This window comes from Actinokineospora diospyrosa, from assembly GCF_024171925.1.
GTDB classification, from domain to species: Bacteria; Actinomycetota; Actinomycetes; order Mycobacteriales; family Pseudonocardiaceae; genus Actinokineospora; species Actinokineospora diospyrosa.
The window spans coordinates 137,263-158,620 of the sequence record NZ_JAMTCO010000014.1 but is presented as its reverse complement, the minus strand read 5'-3'; the positions used below and the strand labels follow the sequence as shown (position 1 = coordinate 158,620).

At 70.3% G+C, this 21,358-nt stretch carries 17 protein-coding genes; all 17 read right to left on the bottom strand.

Annotated features, from left to right (window positions below; translation table 11 throughout):
• Window positions 1-14 precede the first annotated feature (14 nt).
• The 17 genes from LV75_RS26930 to LV75_RS26850 all read right to left on the bottom strand — a co-directional run bounded on the left by LV75_RS26930 (window position 15) and on the right by LV75_RS26850 (window position 18,845).
• A complete protein-coding gene (locus LV75_RS26930; RefSeq protein WP_253889839.1) occupies window positions 15-755 on the bottom strand; it encodes a hypothetical protein in 741 nt (246 codons plus the stop codon).
• Window positions 756-813: 58 nt separating this feature from the next.
• On the bottom strand, window positions 814-1,638 hold the full coding sequence (gene wag31 / locus LV75_RS26925) for a DivIVA-like cell division protein Wag31 (protein ID WP_253889838.1): 825 nt from the start codon (window positions 1,636-1,638) through the stop codon (window positions 814-816).
• A gap of 49 nt (window positions 1,639-1,687) precedes the next feature.
• A complete protein-coding gene (locus LV75_RS26920) occupies window positions 1,688-1,972 on the bottom strand; it encodes a YggT family protein (protein ID WP_372440361.1) in 285 nt (94 codons plus the stop codon).
• A gap of 19 nt (window positions 1,973-1,991) precedes the next feature.
• Entirely contained in the window at window positions 1,992-2,615 is a 624-nt protein-coding gene (locus tag LV75_RS26915; protein ID WP_253889837.1) for a cell division protein SepF, read from the bottom strand.
• A 111-nt stretch (window positions 2,616-2,726) separates the two neighbouring features.
• A complete protein-coding gene (locus tag LV75_RS26910) occupies window positions 2,727-3,455 on the bottom strand; it encodes a YggS family pyridoxal phosphate-dependent enzyme (protein ID WP_253889836.1) in 729 nt (242 codons plus the stop codon).
• On the bottom strand, window positions 3,452-4,156 hold the full coding sequence (pgeF, locus tag LV75_RS26905) for a peptidoglycan editing factor PgeF (RefSeq protein ID WP_253889835.1): 705 nt from the start codon (window positions 4,154-4,156) through the stop codon (window positions 3,452-3,454). Before pgeF ends, LV75_RS26910 begins: the two co-directional genes overlap by 4 nt.
• A 65-nt stretch (window positions 4,157-4,221) precedes the next feature.
• Complete coding sequence (gene ftsZ, locus LV75_RS26900; protein ID WP_253889834.1) at window positions 4,222-5,577, bottom strand: cell division protein FtsZ; 1,356 nt, start codon at window positions 5,575-5,577, stop codon at window positions 4,222-4,224.
• A 214-nt stretch (window positions 5,578-5,791) separates the two neighbouring features.
• On the bottom strand, window positions 5,792-6,307 hold the full coding sequence (locus tag LV75_RS26895) for a DinB family protein (protein ID WP_253889833.1): 516 nt from the start codon (window positions 6,305-6,307) through the stop codon (window positions 5,792-5,794).
• A 112-nt stretch (window positions 6,308-6,419) separates the two neighbouring features.
• Window positions 6,420-7,154, bottom strand: coding sequence for a cell division protein FtsQ/DivIB (locus LV75_RS26890; protein ID WP_253889832.1), 735 nt, complete (start codon window positions 7,152-7,154; stop codon window positions 6,420-6,422).
• Window positions 7,151-8,563 carry a UDP-N-acetylmuramate--L-alanine ligase gene (gene murC, locus LV75_RS26885; protein ID WP_308211046.1) on the bottom strand — a complete coding sequence of 471 codons (1,413 nt, stop codon included), beginning with the start codon at window positions 8,561-8,563 and terminating at the stop codon, window positions 7,151-7,153. The genes LV75_RS26890 and murC overlap by 4 nt, the downstream gene beginning before the upstream one ends.
• Window positions 8,560-9,690, bottom strand: coding sequence for an undecaprenyldiphospho-muramoylpentapeptide beta-N-acetylglucosaminyltransferase (gene murG, locus LV75_RS26880; RefSeq protein ID WP_253889831.1), 1,131 nt, complete (start codon window positions 9,688-9,690; stop codon window positions 8,560-8,562). The genes murC and murG overlap by 4 nt, the downstream gene beginning before the upstream one ends.
• Window positions 9,687-11,156, bottom strand: coding sequence for a putative lipid II flippase FtsW (ftsW, locus tag LV75_RS26875; RefSeq protein ID WP_253889830.1), 1,470 nt, complete (start codon window positions 11,154-11,156; stop codon window positions 9,687-9,689). The genes murG and ftsW overlap by 4 nt, the downstream gene beginning before the upstream one ends.
• Entirely contained in the window at window positions 11,156-12,571 is a 1,416-nt protein-coding gene (gene murD / locus LV75_RS26870; protein ID WP_253889829.1) for a UDP-N-acetylmuramoyl-L-alanine--D-glutamate ligase, read from the bottom strand. The genes ftsW and murD overlap by 1 nt, the downstream gene beginning before the upstream one ends.
• Window positions 12,568-13,653, bottom strand: coding sequence for a phospho-N-acetylmuramoyl-pentapeptide-transferase (gene mraY, locus LV75_RS26865; protein ID WP_253889828.1), 1,086 nt, complete (start codon window positions 13,651-13,653; stop codon window positions 12,568-12,570). The genes murD and mraY overlap by 4 nt, the downstream gene beginning before the upstream one ends.
• Window positions 13,650-15,113 (bottom strand): UDP-N-acetylmuramoyl-tripeptide--D-alanyl-D-alanine ligase, encoded by a 1,464-nt coding sequence (locus LV75_RS26860; RefSeq protein ID WP_253889827.1) that lies wholly within the window; start codon window positions 15,111-15,113, stop codon window positions 13,650-13,652. The genes mraY and LV75_RS26860 overlap by 4 nt, the downstream gene beginning before the upstream one ends.
• Window positions 15,110-16,705, bottom strand: a complete 1,596-nt coding sequence (locus LV75_RS26855; protein ID WP_253889999.1) for a UDP-N-acetylmuramoyl-L-alanyl-D-glutamate--2,6-diaminopimelate ligase — start codon at window positions 16,703-16,705, stop codon at window positions 15,110-15,112. Before LV75_RS26855 ends, LV75_RS26860 begins: the two co-directional genes overlap by 4 nt.
• Before the next feature lie 271 nt (window positions 16,706-16,976).
• Entirely contained in the window at window positions 16,977-18,845 is a 1,869-nt protein-coding gene (locus LV75_RS26850) for a peptidoglycan D,D-transpeptidase FtsI family protein (RefSeq protein ID WP_372504239.1), read from the bottom strand.
• Window positions 18,846-21,358 lie beyond the last annotated feature (2,513 nt).

Below are 21,358 nucleotides of genomic sequence, written 5' to 3'. Positions count from 1 at the left end.
TCCGGTGACAACCGTCACTCGGTGTTCGTCTGCGGCGCACCCTCACCGGGTCGGCGCGGACCCCGGCCCGCGCGGTGGCGGGCGGCCAGGACCGCGTCGGGCGTGCAGTGCCCGCACGGGGTGAAGCCGAGCTGCCTGGCCTCGGCGACCGGCAGCGGGATCGACGACCGGCCGCCCAACCAGCCGCAGCGGGTCAGGTGGTAGCGCGGGCGCTCGTCGAGCACCCGCACGTCGACCCGCAGGTCCGAGACCACGAGCAGGTCCGCGGCGTCGGTCGACTCCTCGTCCGGCTCCCGGTCCTGGTCGACCGGGGCAGCGTCCACCCCGGCGTGGTCAGCCAGGTCGACGCGCGCCGAGTTGGCGTCCGCCAAGCCGCCGTCCGTCGAGCCGCTGTCCGTCAAGCTGCCCGCCGAGCCGCTGTCCACCGCGGTGCCGTCGGGGCCCTGGTCGGCGGCGGGGAACCGGTCGACCTGGGTCCGCTGGTCGGCGAAGGACGGCGGTGCGGAGAACGTGTGCGGTTCGACCGGTACTGCCGGGTCGATCCGTTCGATGTCCGGGGCGCCGAGCGGCCCCGGTGGCGCGGTGGTGGCCGGTGCCCGGTTCCGTCGAGCACCCAGCCAGTCGACCAGCAGGATCGCGGCCGCCACCACGGAGATGACGACCGAGATCCACGCCCACACGGTGTTGGCCGTGGTGAGCGCGGCGACCAGCAGGCCGAAGGCCCCGAGCACCAGCGCTAAGACGATGAACAGCACGATGCGTGTCCAGCCTGGCGGCGGCGGGCGTCAAGACCCGCCGCCTGCCCAGGACCGGTCAGCCAGCCTCGGCGCGCGGGCCGAAGGAGTAGCCGCTCTGCTGTCCCGCGCCGCGCCCCTCGGTGGTCGGCGCCGCGGAACCGCGGTCGCCGAGTTCGCGCAGGCTGGACTCCAGGAACGTCTTGAGCCGGGTCCGGTACTCGCGCTCGAAGGTGCGCAGCTCGTCGATCTTCTTCTCCAGCGTGGTCCGCTCGGCCTGCACGGCGCCGATGATCTCGGTGTGCTGGCGCTGGGCGTCGCGCTCGAGCGTGGTGGCCTTCTCACGGGCCTGCCGCTCCAGCGTCTCCGCCCTGGTCCGCGCGTCGTTGAGCATGGTCTCGGCCCGGGTGCGGGCCTCGTTGACCATGGTGTCGGACTTCGCCCTGGCCTCGGAGAGCAGCTGCTCGGACTTGGTGCGCGCCTCGGCGAGCATCCCGTCCGCCTCGGCCTTGGCCTCACCGGTGAGCCGGTCGGCCATCTCCTGCGCCAGGCCGAGCACCTTGGCCGCCTGCACGTGGTGGTCGCCACCACCGCCGGGGCTGGTCTGCTCCAGCGAGCTCGGCGGCGGGACCGGCTGCAGTCGCCGGGGCTCCTCCACCGCGCGGACCGGGGCGACCGTGGCTCCGGCCGTGCGGGCGTCTTCCAGGTCGGCGCGAGTCGACTCGAGCTGCGCGTCGAGCTGCTCGACCTGCGCACGCAGGTCGTTGTTCTCCTCGATCAGGCGGGACAGTTCCACCTCGACCAGGTCGAGGAAGGCGTCCACCTCGTCCTCGTTGTAGCCCCGCTTGCCGATGGGAGGCTTGCTGAACGCGACGTTGTGCACGTCAGCGGGGGTCAACGACATCTGATCACCTCACGCACTCCAGGGCTGCGGGCCATCCCGGGTTTCCCCGTCACCCGGGATACGCCAGTCGCATCAGAATGAATACGACCAACAGCAGCACCATAATCGATAGGTCCAGGCCCACGCCTCCGATCCGGATCGTCGGGATGAGCCGACGGACCAGACGTACCGGAGGATCGGTCACTGTGTAGATGGTCTCCAGCGTTACCGCAACCCCACCCGCCGGCCGCCAGTCCCTGGCGAACGTGCGGACGAGCTCCACCACGACCCGCGCGGTGAGCAGCAGCCAGAAGGCGAACAACACCCAGAAGGCGGCGAGCAGCAGTGGTTCCACGGGTCAACTGTGCCATCACTCAGGTTCGGGTGGCGAACCCACCCTCGGCCAACCGCCGCTTGTCCTCCGCGGTGGGGTCGGCGTTGGGTGGTGAGATCAAGAACACCTTGTTGGTGACCTTGTCCATCGAGCCGCGCATGGCGAACGCGAGGCCCGCGGCGAAGTCCACCAGGCGCTTGGCGTCCGCGTCGTCCATCTCGGTGAGGTTCATGATCACCGGTCGGCCGTCGCGGTAGTGCTCACCGATCGTGCGCGCCTCGATGTAGCTGCGCGGGTGCAGTGTGATCACCCGTCCGAGTGGATATCCGGCGGCCGGTTCCGGCTGGCGCGGCCTGCTCGGCTGCTCCCGCCGCGGCTCGACCGCGAGCGCGCCGTGCGTGGGCGGGTCCGCCACCGCGGCGGGGGTCCACGCCGGGCGCGGCCTGCTCCGCTCGGCTGGCTCGTAGTCGTCCTCGACCTCGTCGCGGTAGCCACCGCGCTGGCCGCCGAACCACCGGCGGCGCCCGCCCGGGTAGTCCTCGAACTCGTCCTCGGCGTACTCCGGCCGGTAACCCCGCCGGTCGTACTCCTCGGCGTCGTAGTCTTCGAGCTCATCCGCCGGGACCATGCCGAAGTAGGCCTTCAGCTTTTGCAGCGTGCTCATGCCGTTCCTCCGGTTCCCCGAGCGTGGTCGTGCGTGTGCTTGTCCGACTACCACGTCCCCGCAAGCCTCAACCCCGGGGGTGGCGATCTTGCCCGCCGGGGCCCGTTCTTGCTATGGGGAGGCTAGCCCGCGTCCCCCTAGCAGCGCGGTTCCGACACGCACGCACGTCGACCCGTAGTCGATCGCCTGCTCCAGGTCGTTACTCATGCCGCAGGACAGTTCCACGGCCGAGGGGAACTCGGCGCGCAGGCTGCCTGCCACACCCGCAAGACGTTCGAAGGCGGCCGAAGGTTCCATGCCCAACGGCGCCACGGCCATGATCCCGCGGAGGCGAAGATCACTCGATCGAATTACCCGTTCGGCCAGTGCGGGCAAGCCCTCGAGCGGGCAACCGCCGCGCTCGGGGTCGCCGTCGACGCTCGCCTGCAGCAGCACCTCCAGGGGCGCCGTGCGCTCCCCCGCGGCGAGCGCGGCGGTGGTGGCCTTGGCGAGCGCGTCGACCAGCCGGTCGGAGTCCACGGACTGGATCTGGGTGGCCCAGCGGAGCACGGACCTGGCCTTGTTGCGCTGCAGGCGGCCCACCATGTGCCAGCGCACGGCGGCGCCGGGGCGCAGGTCGGCCATCGCCTCGGCCTTGGGCCCGGCCTCCTGCTCGCGGTTCTCGGCCAGGTCGAGCACGCCGAGGTCGACCAGGGTGGCCGCGTCCTGCACCGGGAAGGTCTTGGTGACCGCCAGCAGGCGCACGTCGGCGGGGTCGCGCCCGGCCTTGGCGCACGCGGCGTCGATCCGGGCCCGGACGTCGGCGAGGTTCGCCGCGATCTCGGCTGACCGGTCCGTCACGGCTCGACCCAGGTGACGGCGGCCAATCGCCCAGTGGTGCCTTCCCTGCGGTGACTGAACAGCGCGCGGTCCTCGTTGGTGCACCGCGGGTCCATCCCGATGCGGGCGACCCCGGCGTCCGCGAGCTGGCGCCACAGGCCTGCCCGCAGGTCCAGCCCGGGCGTGCCCTTGCGGGTGCGGCACGCGGTGCCGGGCAGGTGCTTCTCCACATCGGTCTGCATGTCCTGCGGCACCTCGTAGCACTCGCCGCAGATGGAGGGGCCCAACAGGACCTCAACGCGCTGGACGTCGGCCCCCGCACCTGCCATCGCCTCCAGCGCGGCGGGGATGACGCCGACCCTCGCGCCTACCCGACCCGCGTGCACGGCGCCGACGACCCCGGCTTCGGGGTCGGCCAGCAGGACGGGGACGCAGTCGGCGACGAGCACGACGAGGGCGAGGCCGGGCCGCGCGGTCACGACCGCATCGGTGGCCTCGAGCTTGTCCTCGACCGGGCCGGTGACGACGCCGACGGTGCGGCCGTGCACCTGCTCCATCCACACGAGGTGGTCGGCGGGCAGACCGAGTTCGCCTGCCAACCGGTCGCGGTTGGCGGAGACGGCCGCCGGGTCATCACCTACGTGGTCGCCCAGGTTGAACGTGTCGTAGGGCGCCGTGGACGCCCCACCTTCGCGTGTCGTGACCACGCGTCGAATCCGCACACCACACCCCACACCGCTAGGAGTACCTACATCCCAAACCTAGCGTCCTCGGGGAGCCAGGGGAGCTACCGCCGCATGAAGGGCGGTACATCCACCTCGTCGTCGGGGTCCTCGGTGACCGGGACAGCCCGGCCGTGGCTGGCGCGCACGCTCGGCAGCGGCTGCGCGGGTGCGCCGCCCTGGGCGTAGTCCTGGCGGTAGGTCGGGGCCTGCTGCTGAGCGGGCTGCTGGTGCACCGGCTGCTGGTGCTGGTGCTGGACCTGCTGCTGGTGCTGCACAGGCTGCTGCTGGTAGCCCTGCTCCGGCAGGGACACCGGCTGGGCGGGAGCGGGCTCCGGCTGCGGCGGGTGCGCGGTGTGCGCGACCGGGGGCTGCTGGGGCTGGGTATTGACCTGCCCGGCCTGCGCGGACGCCGTCGTGTGCTGGGAGCCCTTGGTGCCGAAGGCGGTCGGGTCCAGCTTCTTGTGCGTCGGGCCGCCGCTGTCGAAGCCCGCGGCGATCACGGTGACCCGGACCTCGTCGCCGAGCGAGTCGTCGATGACCGTGCCGAAGATGATGTTGGCCTCCGGGTGGGCGGCCTCCTGCACCAGCGACGCGGACTCGTTGATCTCGAACAGGCCCAGGTCGGAGCCACCTGCGATGGCCAGCAGCACGCCGTGCGCGCCGTCCATCGATGCCTCGAGCAGCGGCGAGTTGATCGCCTTCTCCGCGGCGGTCACCGCGCGGCCCTCGCCGCGCGCCGAGCCGATGCCCATCAGCGCGCTGCCCGCGCCGGACATGACGCTCTTGACGTCGGCGAAGTCCAGGTTGATCAGACCGGGGGTGGTGATCAGGTCGGTGATGCCCTGGACACCGGAGAGCAGCACCTCGTCGGCGGAGCGGAAGGCGTCCATCAGGCTCACGCCGACGTCGCCGAGCTGCAGCAGCCGGTCGTTGGGGATGACGATGAGCGTGTCGCACTCGTTGCGCAGCTCGGTGATGCCGTCCTCGGCCTGGCGGGCCCGCCGCTTGCCCTCGAAGGAGAACGGGCGGGTGACCACGCCGATGGTGAGCGCGCCCAGCTTGCGGGCGATGGAGGCGACCACGGGGGCGCCGCCGGTACCGGTGCCGCCGCCCTCACCCGCGGTCACGAAGACCATGTCGGCCCCCTTGAGGACCTCCTCGATCTCCTCGCGGTGGTCCTCGGCTGCCTTGTGCCCGACCTCGGGGTTGGCGCCCGCGCCGAGGCCCCTGGTCAGCTCCCGGCCGATGTCGAGCTTGACGTCGGCGTCGGACATGAGCAGCGCCTGCGCGTCGGTGTTCACCGCGATGAACTCGACACCCTTGAGACCAACCTCGATCATCCGGTTGACGGCGTTCACACCGCCGCCACCGATGCCGACGACCTTTATCACGGCGAGGTAGTTGTGCGGGGGCGTCATCGAAGCCGCCTTCCTTGTCGTCTTCTGCGGGTCGTCTTGAGAGGTCGAGATCAGTGCGGGTGCCCGGCCCGGGGAACCCTCGACCTCAACCAGAGAGTGAGAGTTATGTCAACCCCGGACCTGGCAAGGAAGGTAGGCATAGGACTGGCCGCGATCCAGCCGCCACGCCGTGCGGGCTCCCGGTTGTTGGTCACCGACCGTGCAAGTACCCGGTTCACTCGCCGGTGGCACCGTCGAGCAGCTCGCGGATCACGTCGAGGTGACCCGCGTGCCGACCGGTCTCTTCGACCATGTGGATGAGCACCCAGCGCAGGCTGAGCCGCTTGCCGTCGCGGAAGGCCACGGTGTCGTCGAGCCCGAGGCCGGCGGTGATCTCCCGGCTGCGCTCGCATTGCCCGGCGTAGTCGGCGAGCAGCTCGGCGGTCGTGAGGTTCGCCGCGATCTCGAACTCTCCGTCGGGGTGCTCAGCGCTATAGGGCGCACGATCGGGTTGGCCGCTAAGAGCCACCTCAAACCAGTACGCCTCGACCCAGCGCAGGTGGGACAAGAGCCCGGCGACGGTCATCAGCGGTGAGGGCAGCACTGAGCGGTGAGTGTCTTCTTCGGACAATCCCGCGGACTTGTGCGCGATCGTGCCGCGCAGGTAGTCCAAGAAGGCGGACAACAATTCACGTTCGTCGCCGTGGAACGGGGGGTCTACCCGGGTGTCCTGGGCGGAGGTGTCGGTCATGTGCGCAGTGTGGTGGACCGGGGAGCGGCCGCGCACCGCATTTGCGTCCCCTGTGGACAGCTCAGGAGGTTGTGGACCGGGGGCGGGGCATAAGACCACAGCGGGAGGCGGGTCACGAGATCGTGGGGAAGTCCGGGGCGGCGACGTCGAAGGTCTTGCCCTTCTGGGTCAGCAGCGCACCGAGCACGGCCGCCTTGTGCGGGACGTTCTCGGCGTCGCCCCACTTGACGACCCGCTGGTCGGCGAGGGTGAGCCGGACATCGGTCGGTGTGCGGGCGGTCACCGCCACCACGATCTCGCTCAGCTGCGGCGGGATCGTCGCGAGCACGGTGGTGGCCGCCTTGGTGGCGAACTCGCCGCTCGCGTCGAGGGTCGGCAGGCCGGGCGGGGCTGCCTTGATCGTGCCGTAGTCGACACCGCTCGCGTCGAGCAAGTGCGCCCCGTCGTCGCGGACGATGACCGCTACCGGCGTGCGCTCGGTGATGACGAGCTCGACCGTGGCCGGGAAGGAGCGGCGGACATCGACCGCTCCGACCCGGGGCAACTGGCGGACCCGCTCGGCGATCTCGTCGGCGTCCAAGCGGGCCAACGGGGTGCCCGGCTCGATCGCGGCGGCCGCGCGGACCTCGTCGGCGGTGAGGTCCTTGATGCCGGTGACTTCAACGGTGTTGGCACCGAGCACCGGGGTGAAGAAGATGAGCACGACCAGCCCGGTGACCGCGAGCAGCGATCCGAGCACCGTCCACCGGCGGACGAGGTAGCGGCGCTGCACGCGCCTGCGCGCGGGCCGCTTAGCGCCCCGTGGCCTGCGCCGGGGGCGTCGTCCGCCGGGGACGGTGTCAGTCACGACTGGCGCTCCAAGGCAGCGAGCACCTCCGGGCCGAGCATGGTCACGTCACCCGCGCCCATGGTCAGCACCAGGTCACCCGCCTTGACCAGGCCCGCGACCAACGCCGGGACACGGTCGAACGCGGGCTCGTAGTGCACCCGTTCCGGGGGTAGCGGTACCGCGTCCGCGACGAGGTGGCCGCTGACGCCGGGCTTGGGCTCTTCGCGGGCACCGAACACGTCCAGCACTACGACCTCGTCGGCCAACCCCAGCGCAGTACCGAACTCGGTCGCGAAGGTCTCGGTTCGCGAGTACATGTGCGGCTGGAACACGACCACCACACGTCCCCCGTCCGCCGCCGGACGTACTGCCCTCAGTTGGGCGTCGACTTCGGTGGGGTGGTGGGCATAGTCGTCGTAGACGCGTACGCCCGCGGCGGTGCCCTTGTACTCGAAGCGCCTACGAACTCCACCGAAGGCGGCGATGCCCTCGCCCAACTCGGCCAGTGGAGCGCCCAGTTCAAGGCCGGCAAGGAGGGCGGCGATGGCGTTACCCGCCATGTGCTCGCCAGGTACGGCTACCCCGAGCTCGATCTCCTGGTCGTCCAAGGTGAGCCTGGCGTGGCCGCCACCGTCTGCCGGGCGGTAATCGAGGAGGGTGGCGTCCTCAGGCCCGGTCGCCAGGCGGCCATAACGACGCACCCGGATCCCCTTGGCCTGAGCACGCTCGGCGAGCGCGGCGGCGCCGGGATCGTCCGCGCACGCGATAAGCACGCCGCCGGGGGTGATCCGGCCGAGGAAGGCGTCGAAGACAGCGACGTAGGCCTCGACAGTGCCGTGGTGGTCGAGGTGGTCGGCCTCGACGTTGGTCACCACCGCCACGGACGGGGAGAAGACCAGGAACGATCCGTCACTCTCGTCCGCCTCGGCCACAAAACTGCCACCGGTGCCGTGGTGGGCGTTGGCACCGGACTCGTTGAGGTCGCCACCGATGGCGAACGACGGATCGAGCCTGCAGTGCTGGAGCGCCACCGTGAGCATCGACGTGGTGGAGGTCTTGCCGTGTGTGCCCGCGACGCAGGCCACCCGGTGGCCCACCATCAGCTCAGCCAGCGCCTGCGAGCGGTGCAGGACGGTCAGCCCGCGCTTGCGCGCCTCGACCAACTCAGGGTTGGTGTCCTTGATCGCGGTGGACACAACCACCGCGGTAGGCCCACCGGGGAGCAGGTCGAGGTTCTCGGCCACCTGCCCGACCGCGATCTGCGCGCCCTGAGCGCGCAGGGTCAGGAACGTGCGGGTCTCCTTGGCGTCGGATCCCGACACCGCGGCCCCCCGCGCGAGGAGGATGCGGGCGATCCCGCTCATCCCGGCCCCGCCGATGCCGATCAGGTGCGCGCGCTCCAGCGGACCCGTCACTGTGCTGGTCACGACACACCCTTGGCCGCGGCGTCGAGGACCATGCGGGCCAGCACGTCGGCTGCCTCACGGTGCCCGGTGCCTTGGGCCGCCGTGCTCATCGAGGCCAGGCGGCGTGGGTCGGTCAGCATCGGGATGACCAATTCCGCCACCTTGGCCGCGGTGAGGTCAGCGTCATCAACAAGCACAGCGCCGCCACCGTTGACCACCGGACGCGCGTTAAGAGCCTGCTCCCCGTTGCCGTGCGGAAGCGGCACGTACACCGCCGGTAGACCTACCGCGGACACCTCGGCGACGGTCATGGCGCCGCAGCGGCACAGAGCCGCGTCGGCGGCGGCGTAGGCGAGGTCCATCCGCTCCAGGTAAGGCACGGCGACATACGCAGGCGAACCGGGCACTGCCTGCACCGCGAAGGTGTTCTTGGGGCCGTGCGCGTGCAGGACCCCGATGCCCGCGTCGGCGAACTGCCGCGCCGCGCCGGACACGGCGGTGTTGATGGATCGGGCACCCTGCGAACCGCCGAACACCAGCAGGGTCGGCGCGTGCGGGTCGAGGCCGAAGAACGCACGGGCCTGGGCGCGCAGTGCGGCGCGGTCGAGGTTGATGATCGACTCGCGCAGCGGGATGCCGATGACCTCGGCGCCGGGCAGGCCGGAGTCGTCGACGGCGACCGCGACCCGCTCGGCGAAGCGGGCTCCGACCTTGTTGGCCAGGCCAACCTTGGCGTTGGAGTCGTGCACGACGATCGGCACGCGGCCACGCGCGGCGAGGTATGCGGGGAGGGCGACGTAGCCGCCGAAGCCCACAACCACGTCCGCGCCGACCCGCTCTAGGACCTCGCGGGTGGTCTTGACCGCGGAGCGCACCTTCAATGGCAGCTTCAACAGGTCGACATTGGGCTTACGGGGCATGGGGACCGGCGGGATCATCTCCAGCGGGTAGCCCCGCGCGGGGACGATGGTCTTCTCCAAGCCGCGCTCGGTCCCCAGGGCGACGACACGGGCGTCCGGGCGCAGCCTCATGACCGCGTCGGCCAGTGCCAGAGCGGGCTCGATGTGCCCGGCAGTGCCACCCCCCGCGATCACCACGCACGGACCCGTGCGGGTGGGCTGACTTGCACCGGTGGGACCAACGGTCAACGACGTCCTCCTTTGGAGTTCCGCGGATTACCGCGGCTTGTCTTCTGTCGGGCAAGGTTCGCACCACCCGCCCGTGAATATCCCTGTCGCTCCGGCGCGCGCTTACGTGGTTCGGCCTGCGGCACACCCCGCCGCTGCGAGCTCCCCCTGGGCGGGGTGGTGGGCCGGGCGGGCTTGCGCTTCTTAGGTGGCTTGTAGGGCTCTGGCGCGGTCAGCTTCATCAGCTTGCCGAACCTGCCGGGGCCCTGTGAGCGTAGTGCGGACACGGCTTCCGGCTCGTGGCGCGCACAGTTGGCAAGGATGCCGAACACCAGCATGGTGACCACGATCGAGGTACCACCCGAGGAGATCAGCGGCAGCGTGATGCCGGTGACCGGGAGGATCCCGACGACGTAGCCGATGTTGATCGCGGCCTGGGCGACCAGCCAGACGGTGAGCGTCGCGGCCACCATCCGGACCCACGGGTCGATGTTGCGGGTGGCGATGCGCATGCCCACCACCGCGAGCATCGCGAACAGCCCGAGCACCAGACCGCAGCCCAGGAAGCCGAGTTCATCGCCGATGAGGGCGAAAATGAAGTCGTTATGCACGTTGGGCAGGTAGCTGTACTTGGACGACCCCTGCCCAAGACCACGGCCGAACAAACCGCCGTCGGCGAGCGCTAGCTTGGCCTGCAACGCCTGGTAACTGGTGCCCTTGATGTCCTCTTCGGGGCTGAGGAAGCTCAGCACCCGTACAAGGCGGTAGTTGGTCCCCACCGCCAAGAGCGCGACACCGGCGAGGCCACCGAGAGCGAGTGCGCCGAAGAGGCGCAGTGGGGCCCCGGCGAACCAGAGCAGCGCGATCAAGACCACACCGAGGGTGATCGTGCCGCCGAGGTCAGGCTGCAGCATGACCAGCGCGAACATCAGCAGGGCGACGGGCACGACAGGCACCAGTAGGTGGCGGTACCGGTGCAGAACAGCTCTCTTAAGCACCAGCACGTGCGCGCCCCACAGCGCCAACGCGAGCTTGCAGACCTCGACGGGCTGGAAGGAGAAGGGCCCGAACTTGAACCAGCTCTGCGTGCCGTTCAGCGTGGTGCCGAGCGGTGTAAGAACGGCGATCAGCAGCAAGATGCTGATCGCGAGCGCGGTGGGGCTCATGGCTCGAATGCGTTCAAGAGGAACGCGCAGGCCTATCCAGAACAGCACCGTGCCGATCAGGACATACAGCAGCTGCTTCTTGAAGACCGTGTAGAGCCCGGACCCTGGTGTGTTGAGGGAAACCACGGACGACGCTGACAGCACCATCACCAAGCCGAGCACGGTGAGCAAACCGAACACGGCCAGAACCAGGTGGAACGAGGCCAGCGGACGCCCCAGCCAGGCGGTGAGCGCGGTGCGAACGGCGTGGGCCCGCCTAGGAGCCCTCTGCGTCCGCGCAGCCGCTGCGCTCGGGGCGGTGGCCGTATCGTGGGCGGCCATCACCGCACCCCGGTAGCGCCGTCGTCCTCGCCAACCTGGGCGAACTGGGCGACCGCCGCGACGAAGGTGTCCCCTCGGTGGGCGTAGTCGCGGAACATGTCCATGGAGGCGGCAGCGGGCGCGAGCAGCACGACATCACCCGGACGTGCCATGGCGCCTGCCGCGCTGACCGCTGCGATCATGGGGTCATGGTCTCCCGAGGCCACCCGCCGCACGGGGACATCCGGGGCGTGTCGCGCCAGCGAGGCGGCGAACACGTCGGCGTCGGCGCCCAGCAGCACGACACCGCGCAGCCGCCCGGCGACCGCCTCGACCAGCTGATCCACGGTCGCGCCTTTAAGCAAACCACCGGCGATCCACACCACGGACTCGAACGAGAGCAAAGACCCACCCGCCGCGTGCGGGTTGGTCGCCTTGGAGTCGTTGACGTAAGAGACGCCGTTGACCTCGCCGAGGTGGACTGCCCGGTGCGCACCCGGTTGGAACGCGCGCAGACCCGCGCGAACGGCCTCTGGTGACACCCCGTAGGCGCGGGCGAGCGCGGCGGCGGCAAGAGCGTTGGCGACGTTGTGCGAGCCAAGCACGTTGAGGTCCGCGAGTTCGGCGAGTTCCTCCGCTTGGGCGGCCGGGTCCTCGACGAACGCCCGGTCCACCAGAAGGTCCTCGACCAGACCGAGCTCGCCGGGACGCGGGACGCCGAGCCCGAACCCCACCGGGGTGCCTTCGTGCTCGGCGGCCAGGTTGGTCGACCACTCGTCGGCGATGTTGCGCACCACGACCTTGGCACCGGCGTAGGCCCGGCCCTTGGCCTTGGCGTACTCCTCTATAGAGCCATGCCAGTCGAGGTGGTCCTCGGCGAGATTGAGCACAACGGCGGCATGGGCACGCAGTGAGCGCTGCCAGTGCAACTGAAAGCTCGACAGCTCTACCGCGAGTACCGAATGTCCAGCGCGGATCGCGTCGATCACCGTTAGGCCTACGTTGCCGCAAGCGATCGCGTTGTGCCCACCAGCCCGAAGGATCTCGGCGAGCATGCCAACGGTCGTGGTCTTGCCGTTGGTGCCCGTGACCACGAGCCACGCGGGTGGCTGCGGCAACCGCTCCGACATCCACCACGCCAGCTCGATCTCACCAACCACGTCTATGCCCGCGGCGACCGCTGACGCCAACAGCGGACTGGTCGGCTTCCACCCCGGGCTGGTCACCACGAGGGAGGTTCCCTCAGGTGGCTCTGTCAGCCCAGGTACCAACGTGGCGCCGGTGTCGGCCAGCTCAGCCAGCCGTTCGGCGTTGCCGTCGGTGACGGTGACCTCCGCGCCCATCTCCACCAGCGCGGTGGCGACGGACCGCCCGGTCACCCCGGCGCCCGCCACCAGCACGCGTCCGGTGACCAGGCCCGCGAAGGTCCCGGTCACACCCCGCCACCGAGGGCGAGCCAGTCCGCGTAGAACAGGCCGAGGCCGAACATCGCGCACACGCCCGCGAGCAGCCAGAACCGGATGATGACCGTGGTTTCCGCCCACCCGGCCAACTCGAAGTGGTGGTGGAAGGGCGCCATCCGGAACAACCGCCGCCGGGTGGTGCGGAAGATCGCGATCTGCAGCACCACGGAGACCATCTCGACCACGAACAGGCCGGAGATCACGATCATCAGCAGCTCGGTGCGGGTGGCCATGGACAGGCCTGCGACCAGGCCGCCGAGCGCCAGCGAGCCGGTGTCGCCCATGAAGATCTTGGCCGGTGCCGCGTTCCACCACAGGAAGCCGATGCAGGCACCCATCGCGGCGGCGGCCACGATCGCCAGGTCCAGCGGGTCGCGCACGTCGAAGCAGGCGGGCTCGGCCACCCGCGAGCAGTCGTGGCTGAACTGCCAGAACGAGATCACCACGTAGGTGCCCATGACCATCGCCGAGGAGCCACCGGCGAGGCCGTCGAGGCCGTCGGTGAAGTTCACCGCGTTCGACCAGGCCGACACGGCCAGGTAGCAGAAGACGATGAAGCCGATGCCGCCGAAGGAGACGATGGTGATGTCACGGACGAAGGACAGGTTGTCCGACGCCGGGGTCAGCTGCCGCTCGTCGGGGAAGCGCAGCGCCAGGATCGCGAACGCGATCGCCACGACGAGCTGACCGACCATCTTCGCGGTCTTGTTCAAGCCGAGGTTGCGCTGCTTGCGGATCTTGATGAAGTCGTCCAGGAAGCCGACCAGGCCCAACCCGGTGGCCAGCATCAGCACCAGCAGACCGGAGGCGGTGGGTGAATCACCGCGCCCGGACCAGGCGTTGACGATGTGCGAGGTGCCGTAACCGGCCCACATGGCGATGATGATCGCCACGCCGCCCATGGTGGGCGTACCGCGCTTGCTCTTGTGGCCCTCGGGGCCCTCTTCGCGGATCTCCTGCCCGAAGCCCTGCCGGGAGAAGACCCGGATCAGGTAAGGGGTCAGCAGGATCGAGATGACCATGGCGATCGCCGCCGCGATCAGGATGCTTTTCACCGGGTGTCCTCCGCCAGCAGCGCCTCGGCGACCCGCCACAGGGCGGCCACCTTCGACGCCTTCACGAGCACTACGTCACCGGGGGCCAATTCGGCGCGCACCAGCGCCACCGCGGCATCGACGTCCGGCACCAGCACCGACTCCTCTCCCCACGAGCCTTCCAGGCTCGCCCCCTGGTGCATCGCGCGAGCCTGCTCGCCGACGACCACCAAGCGGTTGATGTCCAGTCGAACGGCGAGCCTGCCGATGTCGTCGTGCGCCCGCACGGACTCGTCGCCTAGCTCGCCCATCACCCCGAGGACGGCCCAGGACCGGCGGCGGTTGCCTGACCGGGCCATCGTTGCCAACGTCTTGAGCGCCGCGCGCATCGACTCGGGGTTGGCGTTGAACGCGTCATTCACGATGGTGACGCCATCAGCGCGGGTCACGACCTCCATCCGTCGCGCGGAGACCCGCTGCGCGTCGCTGAGGCTGTCCGCCACCTCTTGCACCGTCGCACCCAGCTCAAGAGCCACTGCGGCGGCGGTAAGGGCGTTGCCCACGTGATGGAGACCGTGCAGTCCAAGAGAGACCTGAGCCTCGCCTACAGGGGTGCGCAGCAGGAAGCTGGCGCGAGCCTGATCGTCGAGGACGATGTCGACAGCGCGCACGTGAGCGGACTCGGCCTCACCGACGAGTACGACCCGTGCCTTGGTGCGAGAGGCCATCGCGGCCACTAGAGGGTCGTCCGCGTTGAGGATCGCCACCCCGTCCTCGGGCAACTTCTCCACCAACTCGCCCTTGGTACGCGCGATGTCCTCACGGCTGCCGAACTCACCTAGGTGCGCGGTACCGACGTTGAGGACGGCCCCGATACGCGGCGGAGCGGTGTCACACAGCGCGGCGATGTGGCCCGGCCCGCGCGCGGACAGCTCCAACACGAGGTGCTTGGTGCGCTCGTCCGCTCGCAGCACGGTCCAGGGGTGGCCGAGTTCGTTGTTGAAGGATCCTGGAGGAGCGATGGTGGGGCCAAGCGGGGCCAGCACCTGGGCGATGAGGTCCTTCGTGGAGGTCTTACCCGAAGATCCCGTGACACCGACGATCGTCAGACCACTGGCCGTGAGCTTGTCGGCGACGTACCGGGCGAGACTGCCGAGAGCCGCGAGGACCGCCGCGCCAGAACCGTCCTTGTCACCAGTTAGCGCTACCGAGCGGGTGTGCGCCTCAGACACCGGAGGCACGATCACCGAGGGGGCGTCGACCTCCCGTGCGGCGAGGACGGCGACAGCGCCCGACTCGATCGCCTTAGCGGCGAAGTCGTGGCCGTCGACCTTGTCGCCGGGCAGGGCGATGAACAGCCCGCCCGGGGTGATCTCGCGGGAGTCGAACTCGACCGTCCCGGTGATCACCGCTTCGGGGTCCGCCTGGTGCAGGGTGCCGCCGACGGCGTCGGCGACCTCCCGCAGGGTCAACGTGATCATTCAGCCACCGTCCCCAGTCGCTCGCGGATGGCCGCGGCGAGCTCGTCGCGGTCGGAGAAGGGGTGGACCACGCCCGCGACCTCTTGGCCGGTCTCGTGGCCCTTGCCCGCGATGACCACCACGTCGCCGGAGCGCGCGTTGGCCACAGCGGTGGCGATGGCGCGCCTGCGATCACCGATGTCGACGACCTCGCCGCGTTCGGCCGCCGGTACCCCGGTAGCGCCGGTGAGCATCGCCGAGCGGATGGTGGCGGGGTCCTCGCTTCGCGGGTTGTCGTCGGTGACCACAAGCAGGTCACTACGCCGGGCGGCCGCTTCCCCCATCAGCGGGCGCTTAGCGGTATCGCGGTCACCACCGCAGCCGAGCACAACGATCACGCGACCGTCAGTGCGCGCCCGCATGGCGTCGAGAGCTAGCGCGACAGCCTCAGGCTTGTGCGAGTAGTCGACCACCGCGGTGAAGTCTTGACCTAGCGCGACCCGCTCCATCCGGCCGGGTACCCGAACCTGGGCGAGCCCATCGACGATGGCCTCGATCGGTATGCCTGCCTTGTCCAGGATGGCAGCGGCGACGAGCGCGTTGGCGATGTTGAAGGTCCCCGGCATCGGCAGGGTCGCCTCTACGCGGGCTCCGCCGGGTGTGTGGATCAAGAAGGTCTGCTCGCCGCTGAGGGAGACCCGCACGTTCGACGCAGTCCAGTCGGCCTCGCCGGTGGTCGACACGGTCACCGTGCCCTCATGGACCAGCCTGCGACCCCAGTCCTGGTCGACACACACAACCTCGGCCGTCGAACGACCGTCGAACAGCAGGGCCTTCGCCTGGAAGTAGTCCTCCATGTCCGGGTGGAAGTCCAGGTGGTCCTGGGAGAGGTTGGTGAAGGCGCCCACGGCGAACCGCGTGCCAGCCACCCTTCCCAGGCTCAGCGCGTGGCTGGAGACCTCCATCGGCACGTGCGTGACGCCGCGCTCAACCATGACGGCCAGCAGGGCCTGCAGGTCCGGGGCCTCGGGCGTGGTGAACGCGCTGGCGAGCCGGTTGCCCGCGATGCGGGTCTCGACGGTCCCGATCAGCCCGGTGGTCAGACCCGCCGCTGCCAGCCCCGACTCGACCAGGTGGCTGGTGGTGGTCTTACCGGAGGTGCCGGTCACCGCGAGCACGCTCAGCGCCAACGACGGCTCCCCATAGATCCATGCGGCGAGCGGGCCGAGCGCGGCACGCGGGTCGGGGTGCACGAGCACCGGCACACCGGAATCGCGCACGGCGGGCCGATCAGCGCCCGCGGCGTCGGTGAGGACCGCGACGGCCCCGGCGGCGATCGCCTGGGCGGCGAAGTCGGCACCGTGCGCGCGGGCACCGAGCAGCGCGGCGAACAGGTCTCCGGGAAGGACGTGCTGTGCGCGCAGCGTCGCGCCCGTGACGGCCACATCGGACACCGCGTCCGATGTGGTGTCCCCAGCCGAGAGCCGCGCGTCCGCGCGCGCGATCAGGGTGGCGAGCGGAACGGGCTGGATCCGGGTGGGGCGAGGCGGCGCTGTGACAGCCTTGCCTTCGAGCTTGGCGGGCACGTCGCGGAAGGCTACCTGCGCACGCAGGGCGACCACGCGGCCCCTCGATCGCGGGACCCGGGCGGGATGCGGTAGATGAGCGCACAGTGATCGCGCCACCCCGATCCAGCGGTCCCCATCACACGATCGAGTGGTGCTTGTTTTCCCAGGTCAGCGGCCGTCGAATCGGCGTAGAGTCGAACAGGTGTTCAGCTCAATCCAGCGCGCCGGGCGCGCGTCAAACGGGAGCGGGCCCGACTGGTCGCCGGGTCCGCTCCCGCACACCGCCTTCAGCGTCCTCGGTGGACGTTCGGCCCCGTCACGGCTCGACCAGCGGCACGACCGGCGCGGGCGCAGACGACAGCGGGATGGAGTACCGCTGCGTCAGGAACGAGGCCACGTCGTGGAAGAACGGGGCGGCGGAGTGACCGTCCGGAGTGGAGTAGGCGGGCGTGTCGTAGACCATGCCCACCACGAACCGGGGCGAGTCGGCAGGCACAATCCCCGCGAAGGTGATCCAGTACTTGGAGTCGCTGTAGCGGCCCGCCGCCTGGTCGTACTGCTGCGCGGTGCCGGTCTTGCCGGAGATCTGGTAACCGGTCAGCGCCGCGGCGGGCGCCGTGCCGCTGTTGCCGTTGGTGCCCTTCTGCACCACGGCGCGCAACATGTCGCGCGTCGTGCGCGCGGTCTCCGGGCTCACCACGCGCACCGCCTCGGGTCGCGGCTCCTCGATCCGGGTCCCGTCCGGCGCGATCTTCGCGCGCAGGATCCTGGGCGGCACGCGAACGCCGTCGTTGGCGATGGTCTGGTACATCCCGGCCATCTGCAGCACGGTCATCGACAAGCCCTGGCCGATGGGCAGGTTGCCGAAAGTGCTGCCGGACCACTGGTTGCGCGGCAGCAGCTTGCCCGGGCTCTCCCCGGGCAGGCCGACACCGGTGCGCTTGCCGATGCCGAGCTTGTCCAGCAGCGCGGCGAAGCGGTCCTGACCGACCTCGTCGGCCAGCATCAGCGTGCCCACGTTGGAGGACTTGGCGAAGATCCCGGTGGTCGTCAAGTTGATCCGGCCGTGCGGCCAGGCGTCGTCGACCCTGCGGTCGGCGACCTGGATCGACCCGGGTACCGAGTGCACCGCCTCCGGGGTGGTTACCCCGTACTCGATGGCTCCCATCGCCGTGACGATCTTGTTGACCGAGCCGGGCTCGTAGGGCGTGGTGACCGTGCGGTCGTTGAGCAGCTTGGCGTCCAGGCCACCCGGCGCGTTGGGGTCGAAGGTCTTGTCGTTGGCCAGGGCGTAGACCTCCCCGGTCTTGGCGTCCATCACCACGACGCTGACGCTCTTGGCCTGGCTGCGCCTGCCGTACTCGGCCGCCTTCTGCTGCACGAAGTACTGCAGGTCGGCGTCGATGGTCAGCTCGATGTCGGTGCCGTCGACGGCGGGCTGCAGGTTGGTGCCGGAGCCCGCGATCACCACGTCGGTGCCGCTGGCGGTCTCGACCTTCTGACTGCCCGGCGTGCCCGCGAGCTGGTTGTCGCGCAGGCTCTCCAGCCCGAACAGGCCGTGCAGGCTGTGCTTCTTGGGGTCCGGGTCGTCGGTGCGCCAGTTGGCGAACCCGAGCACGTTGGCGGCCAGCGACCCGCCGGGGTACTCGCGCTTGGCCCGGTCCTCCACGTTGAGCGAGGGGTGCAGCTTGACCAGTTCCCGCGCCTTGGCGGGCTCCACCTCGGTGTCGAGGTAGGTGAACTTGTCCTCGGAGCGCAGCTTGGCCAACAGGTCCTGCTCGGACACCCGGGTGCCCAGGATCCTGGCCATGTCCGAGGCGATCGAGGCGGTCTCCTCGTCGAAGGTCACCACGTTCTTCGCCTGGGGCTTGGCCGCCTCGTCGGCCAGCAGCTTGCGCTGCGCGACGGGCCGGTAGGCCAGCGCCTTCACCTCGACGCTGAACGCCAGCTCCACCCCGTTGCGGTCCACAATGGAGCCCCGGGTGGCCGGGATGGGCAGCGTCTCCCGGCGTTGCTTCTCCGCGCGCGCCGCCAGCGCCTCGGCCTCGAACCCCTGGACCTGGACGAGCTTGAGCCCGGCCGCCACGAGCGAGGCGATCAGCACGAACCGCACCACCACCACCCGCACCCGGTGATCGGTGCCGGCCGCCCGCTTGGTCACCCGCCGCAACCGCCCCGGCGAGATCCCCTCCCGCCACGGCCCCTGCGCACCAGCCTGCCCCTTGGGCCGACCGGTCGCCTTGGCCTTGGACCCGCCCGAGCTGTGCGCACCCCCACCGGAACCACCACCCCGGCGGACATTGCCCACACCGGAAGTCGTCACCCGACGCCGGTGCTCCCCACCCGCAGCACCCCGCCCGGTCGGGGCGTGGCCGTGACCACCACTCCCCCGCCCGCCGCCCGCCTTACCGCGCCCACCGTTCACTGTCCCCTGCCCACCATTCCCACTAGTCCCGCCGAAACCACCAACCCGCTCCGACCGCCCCCGTACCTGCGCATCCCCATGCCCCCACCTCGACTCACCGCCGCCTGCCCAGCCCCCACTCCCCCACCTGCCGCCTTGGTCCCACCCAGGCACCCCCACACCCCTGAGCTCCGCCTGCCAACCCACCCCAACCCCACCGCACCACGCCCAACCCCCGCGCTGCCCCGACCTACAGCAGTCCCCCCAGACAACACAGCCCGGCCGACCACCTCAACCTGGCCAATCCCCCCACTCCACCTGCCAGTGCCCCAACTAGACCTAACCCACCCACCAACCACCGCAACACCAGCAACGCCCCACTCGCCAACCCACCCAACCCCCACCGCACCCACACCCCGCAATACCCGGCCTACAGCCGCCCCGCGCGACAGCACAGCCCCACAAGTCAGCACAACCCGACGAGTCGGCGCTGTTAGGCGGACCGCCCCGGCCCTGCCAACCTCCCCAGTCCAACAACCGGTAGCCCAACTAGATCTGGCCCGCCCACGGGTCACCGCAGCGCCACCAGCGACGCTCCACTTGCCAACGCCGAGCCCCACCGCACCCACACCCCGCAGGACCCGGACTACAGCCGCCCCACGCGACAGCACAGCCCGATGGGGCGGCGCTGTTAGACGGACAGCCCCGACCTGGCCGACCTGCGCAGTCCAACGGCCGGTGAACCAACTACACCTAGCCCGCCTACCAGCCATCGCGGTGCCGCCAGGAATGCTCCGCTTGCCAACCGACCCAAGCCTCACGTCACCCAAGCTCCGCAGTGCCCGGACTTCAGCCGTCCCACACGGCAGCACGGCTCGGCAGGTCAGCGCCCGCCCGCTGGTCACCGCAATGCCATCGAAGGCGCTCGACTTACCGAACACCGTGGCTTTGGCCGCGCTACTCCTGCTCGCACCACCCCTAGGAGACACGACGGCCTCAGCGGTGGTCGCCGGGCCAGACACAGTGAACCTGGAAACGCGGGGCGACTGCAGCCAAGATTCAGACACCAGGCCGTCACCAGCGCAACGAGGGCTCACAGTCCACTCACGACTAGCCATCCCGGTGCTGTGCGCTCCCACGCAGGAACTCCGGGTGCCGCAGCGAGGACTCGTGGCCCGGCCACTGTCTTTGCTGACGGAGCCAACCACCCAAATGCTCCCCGCTACTGCGGCACTGGCGGCCTTGCCGCCGTCAGTACCAGCGCCGGACGTTCCAAGGCCGCACATTCCCGCGCGGGGGCGGCATGGACTCGCGATCCGGTCGTGGTCCGTGGCAAGACCAGCCACCACAGTGCTGCCCATCGCAGCGCGCACCACCGAAACGCCGTCCGATCCCGTGTCGGCTCCACAACCGTCGGGCACGGTGCTAGCTACGCCAACGCGGCGGGTGGCGCGACGCGGGCTCACGATCCAGTCGCGACCAACGCAGCCAGAGGCGACAGCCACCCGCGTGCTACCCACCGCGGCCACGCAGTCAGCTCTCGTAGCGATGGCTTCTCGGCTGACGGATCCGGCGCCATGCGTACCGGCGCGGCGGGTGGCGCGACGCGGGCACGCGAACCAGCTACGGCCGACCCAGCCAGAGGCGACAGCCACCCGAGTGCCGCCCACCGCAAAGCCCACGGCGGCCACGCGGTCAACTCTCGTACCAGGGGCCCCACAGCTGACGGGCGCGGTGCTAAATACGCCAAGGCTGCGGATGGCGCGACGCGGGCACGCGAACCAGTTACAGCCAACCCGGCCAGAGGCGACAGACATCCGCGTGCTGCCCACCGCGAAACCCACGGCGGCCACGCGATCAGCACTCGTACCGGGGACTTCACGGCTAACGGATCCGGCGCCGTGCGTACCGGCGCGGCGGGTGGCGCGACGCGGGCTCGCGAACCAGTTACGGCCGACCCAGCCAGAGGTGACAGCCACCTGGGTGTTACCCGCCGCGACGGCCGTGCGGTCAGCTCCCGTGTCGGGGGCTTCACGACCGACGGATCCGGTGTCGTGCACGCCGATGCGGCGGGTGACGCGACGCGGGCTCGCGATCGAGTTACGACCGACGCGGACAGGGGCGGCAGCCTCCCGGGTGCTGCCCACCGCGAAGCCCGCGGCGGCCACGCGGTCGATTCTCGTGTCGGCGTCTTCGCGGCTGTCGGGTCCGGCACTGTGTGTGTTGGCGGGTCGGGGGCTGGCGGTCCGGCCAGGAGTGGCCAGCCAGGTGTAGCTGGCCATGGTGCTTGCGGC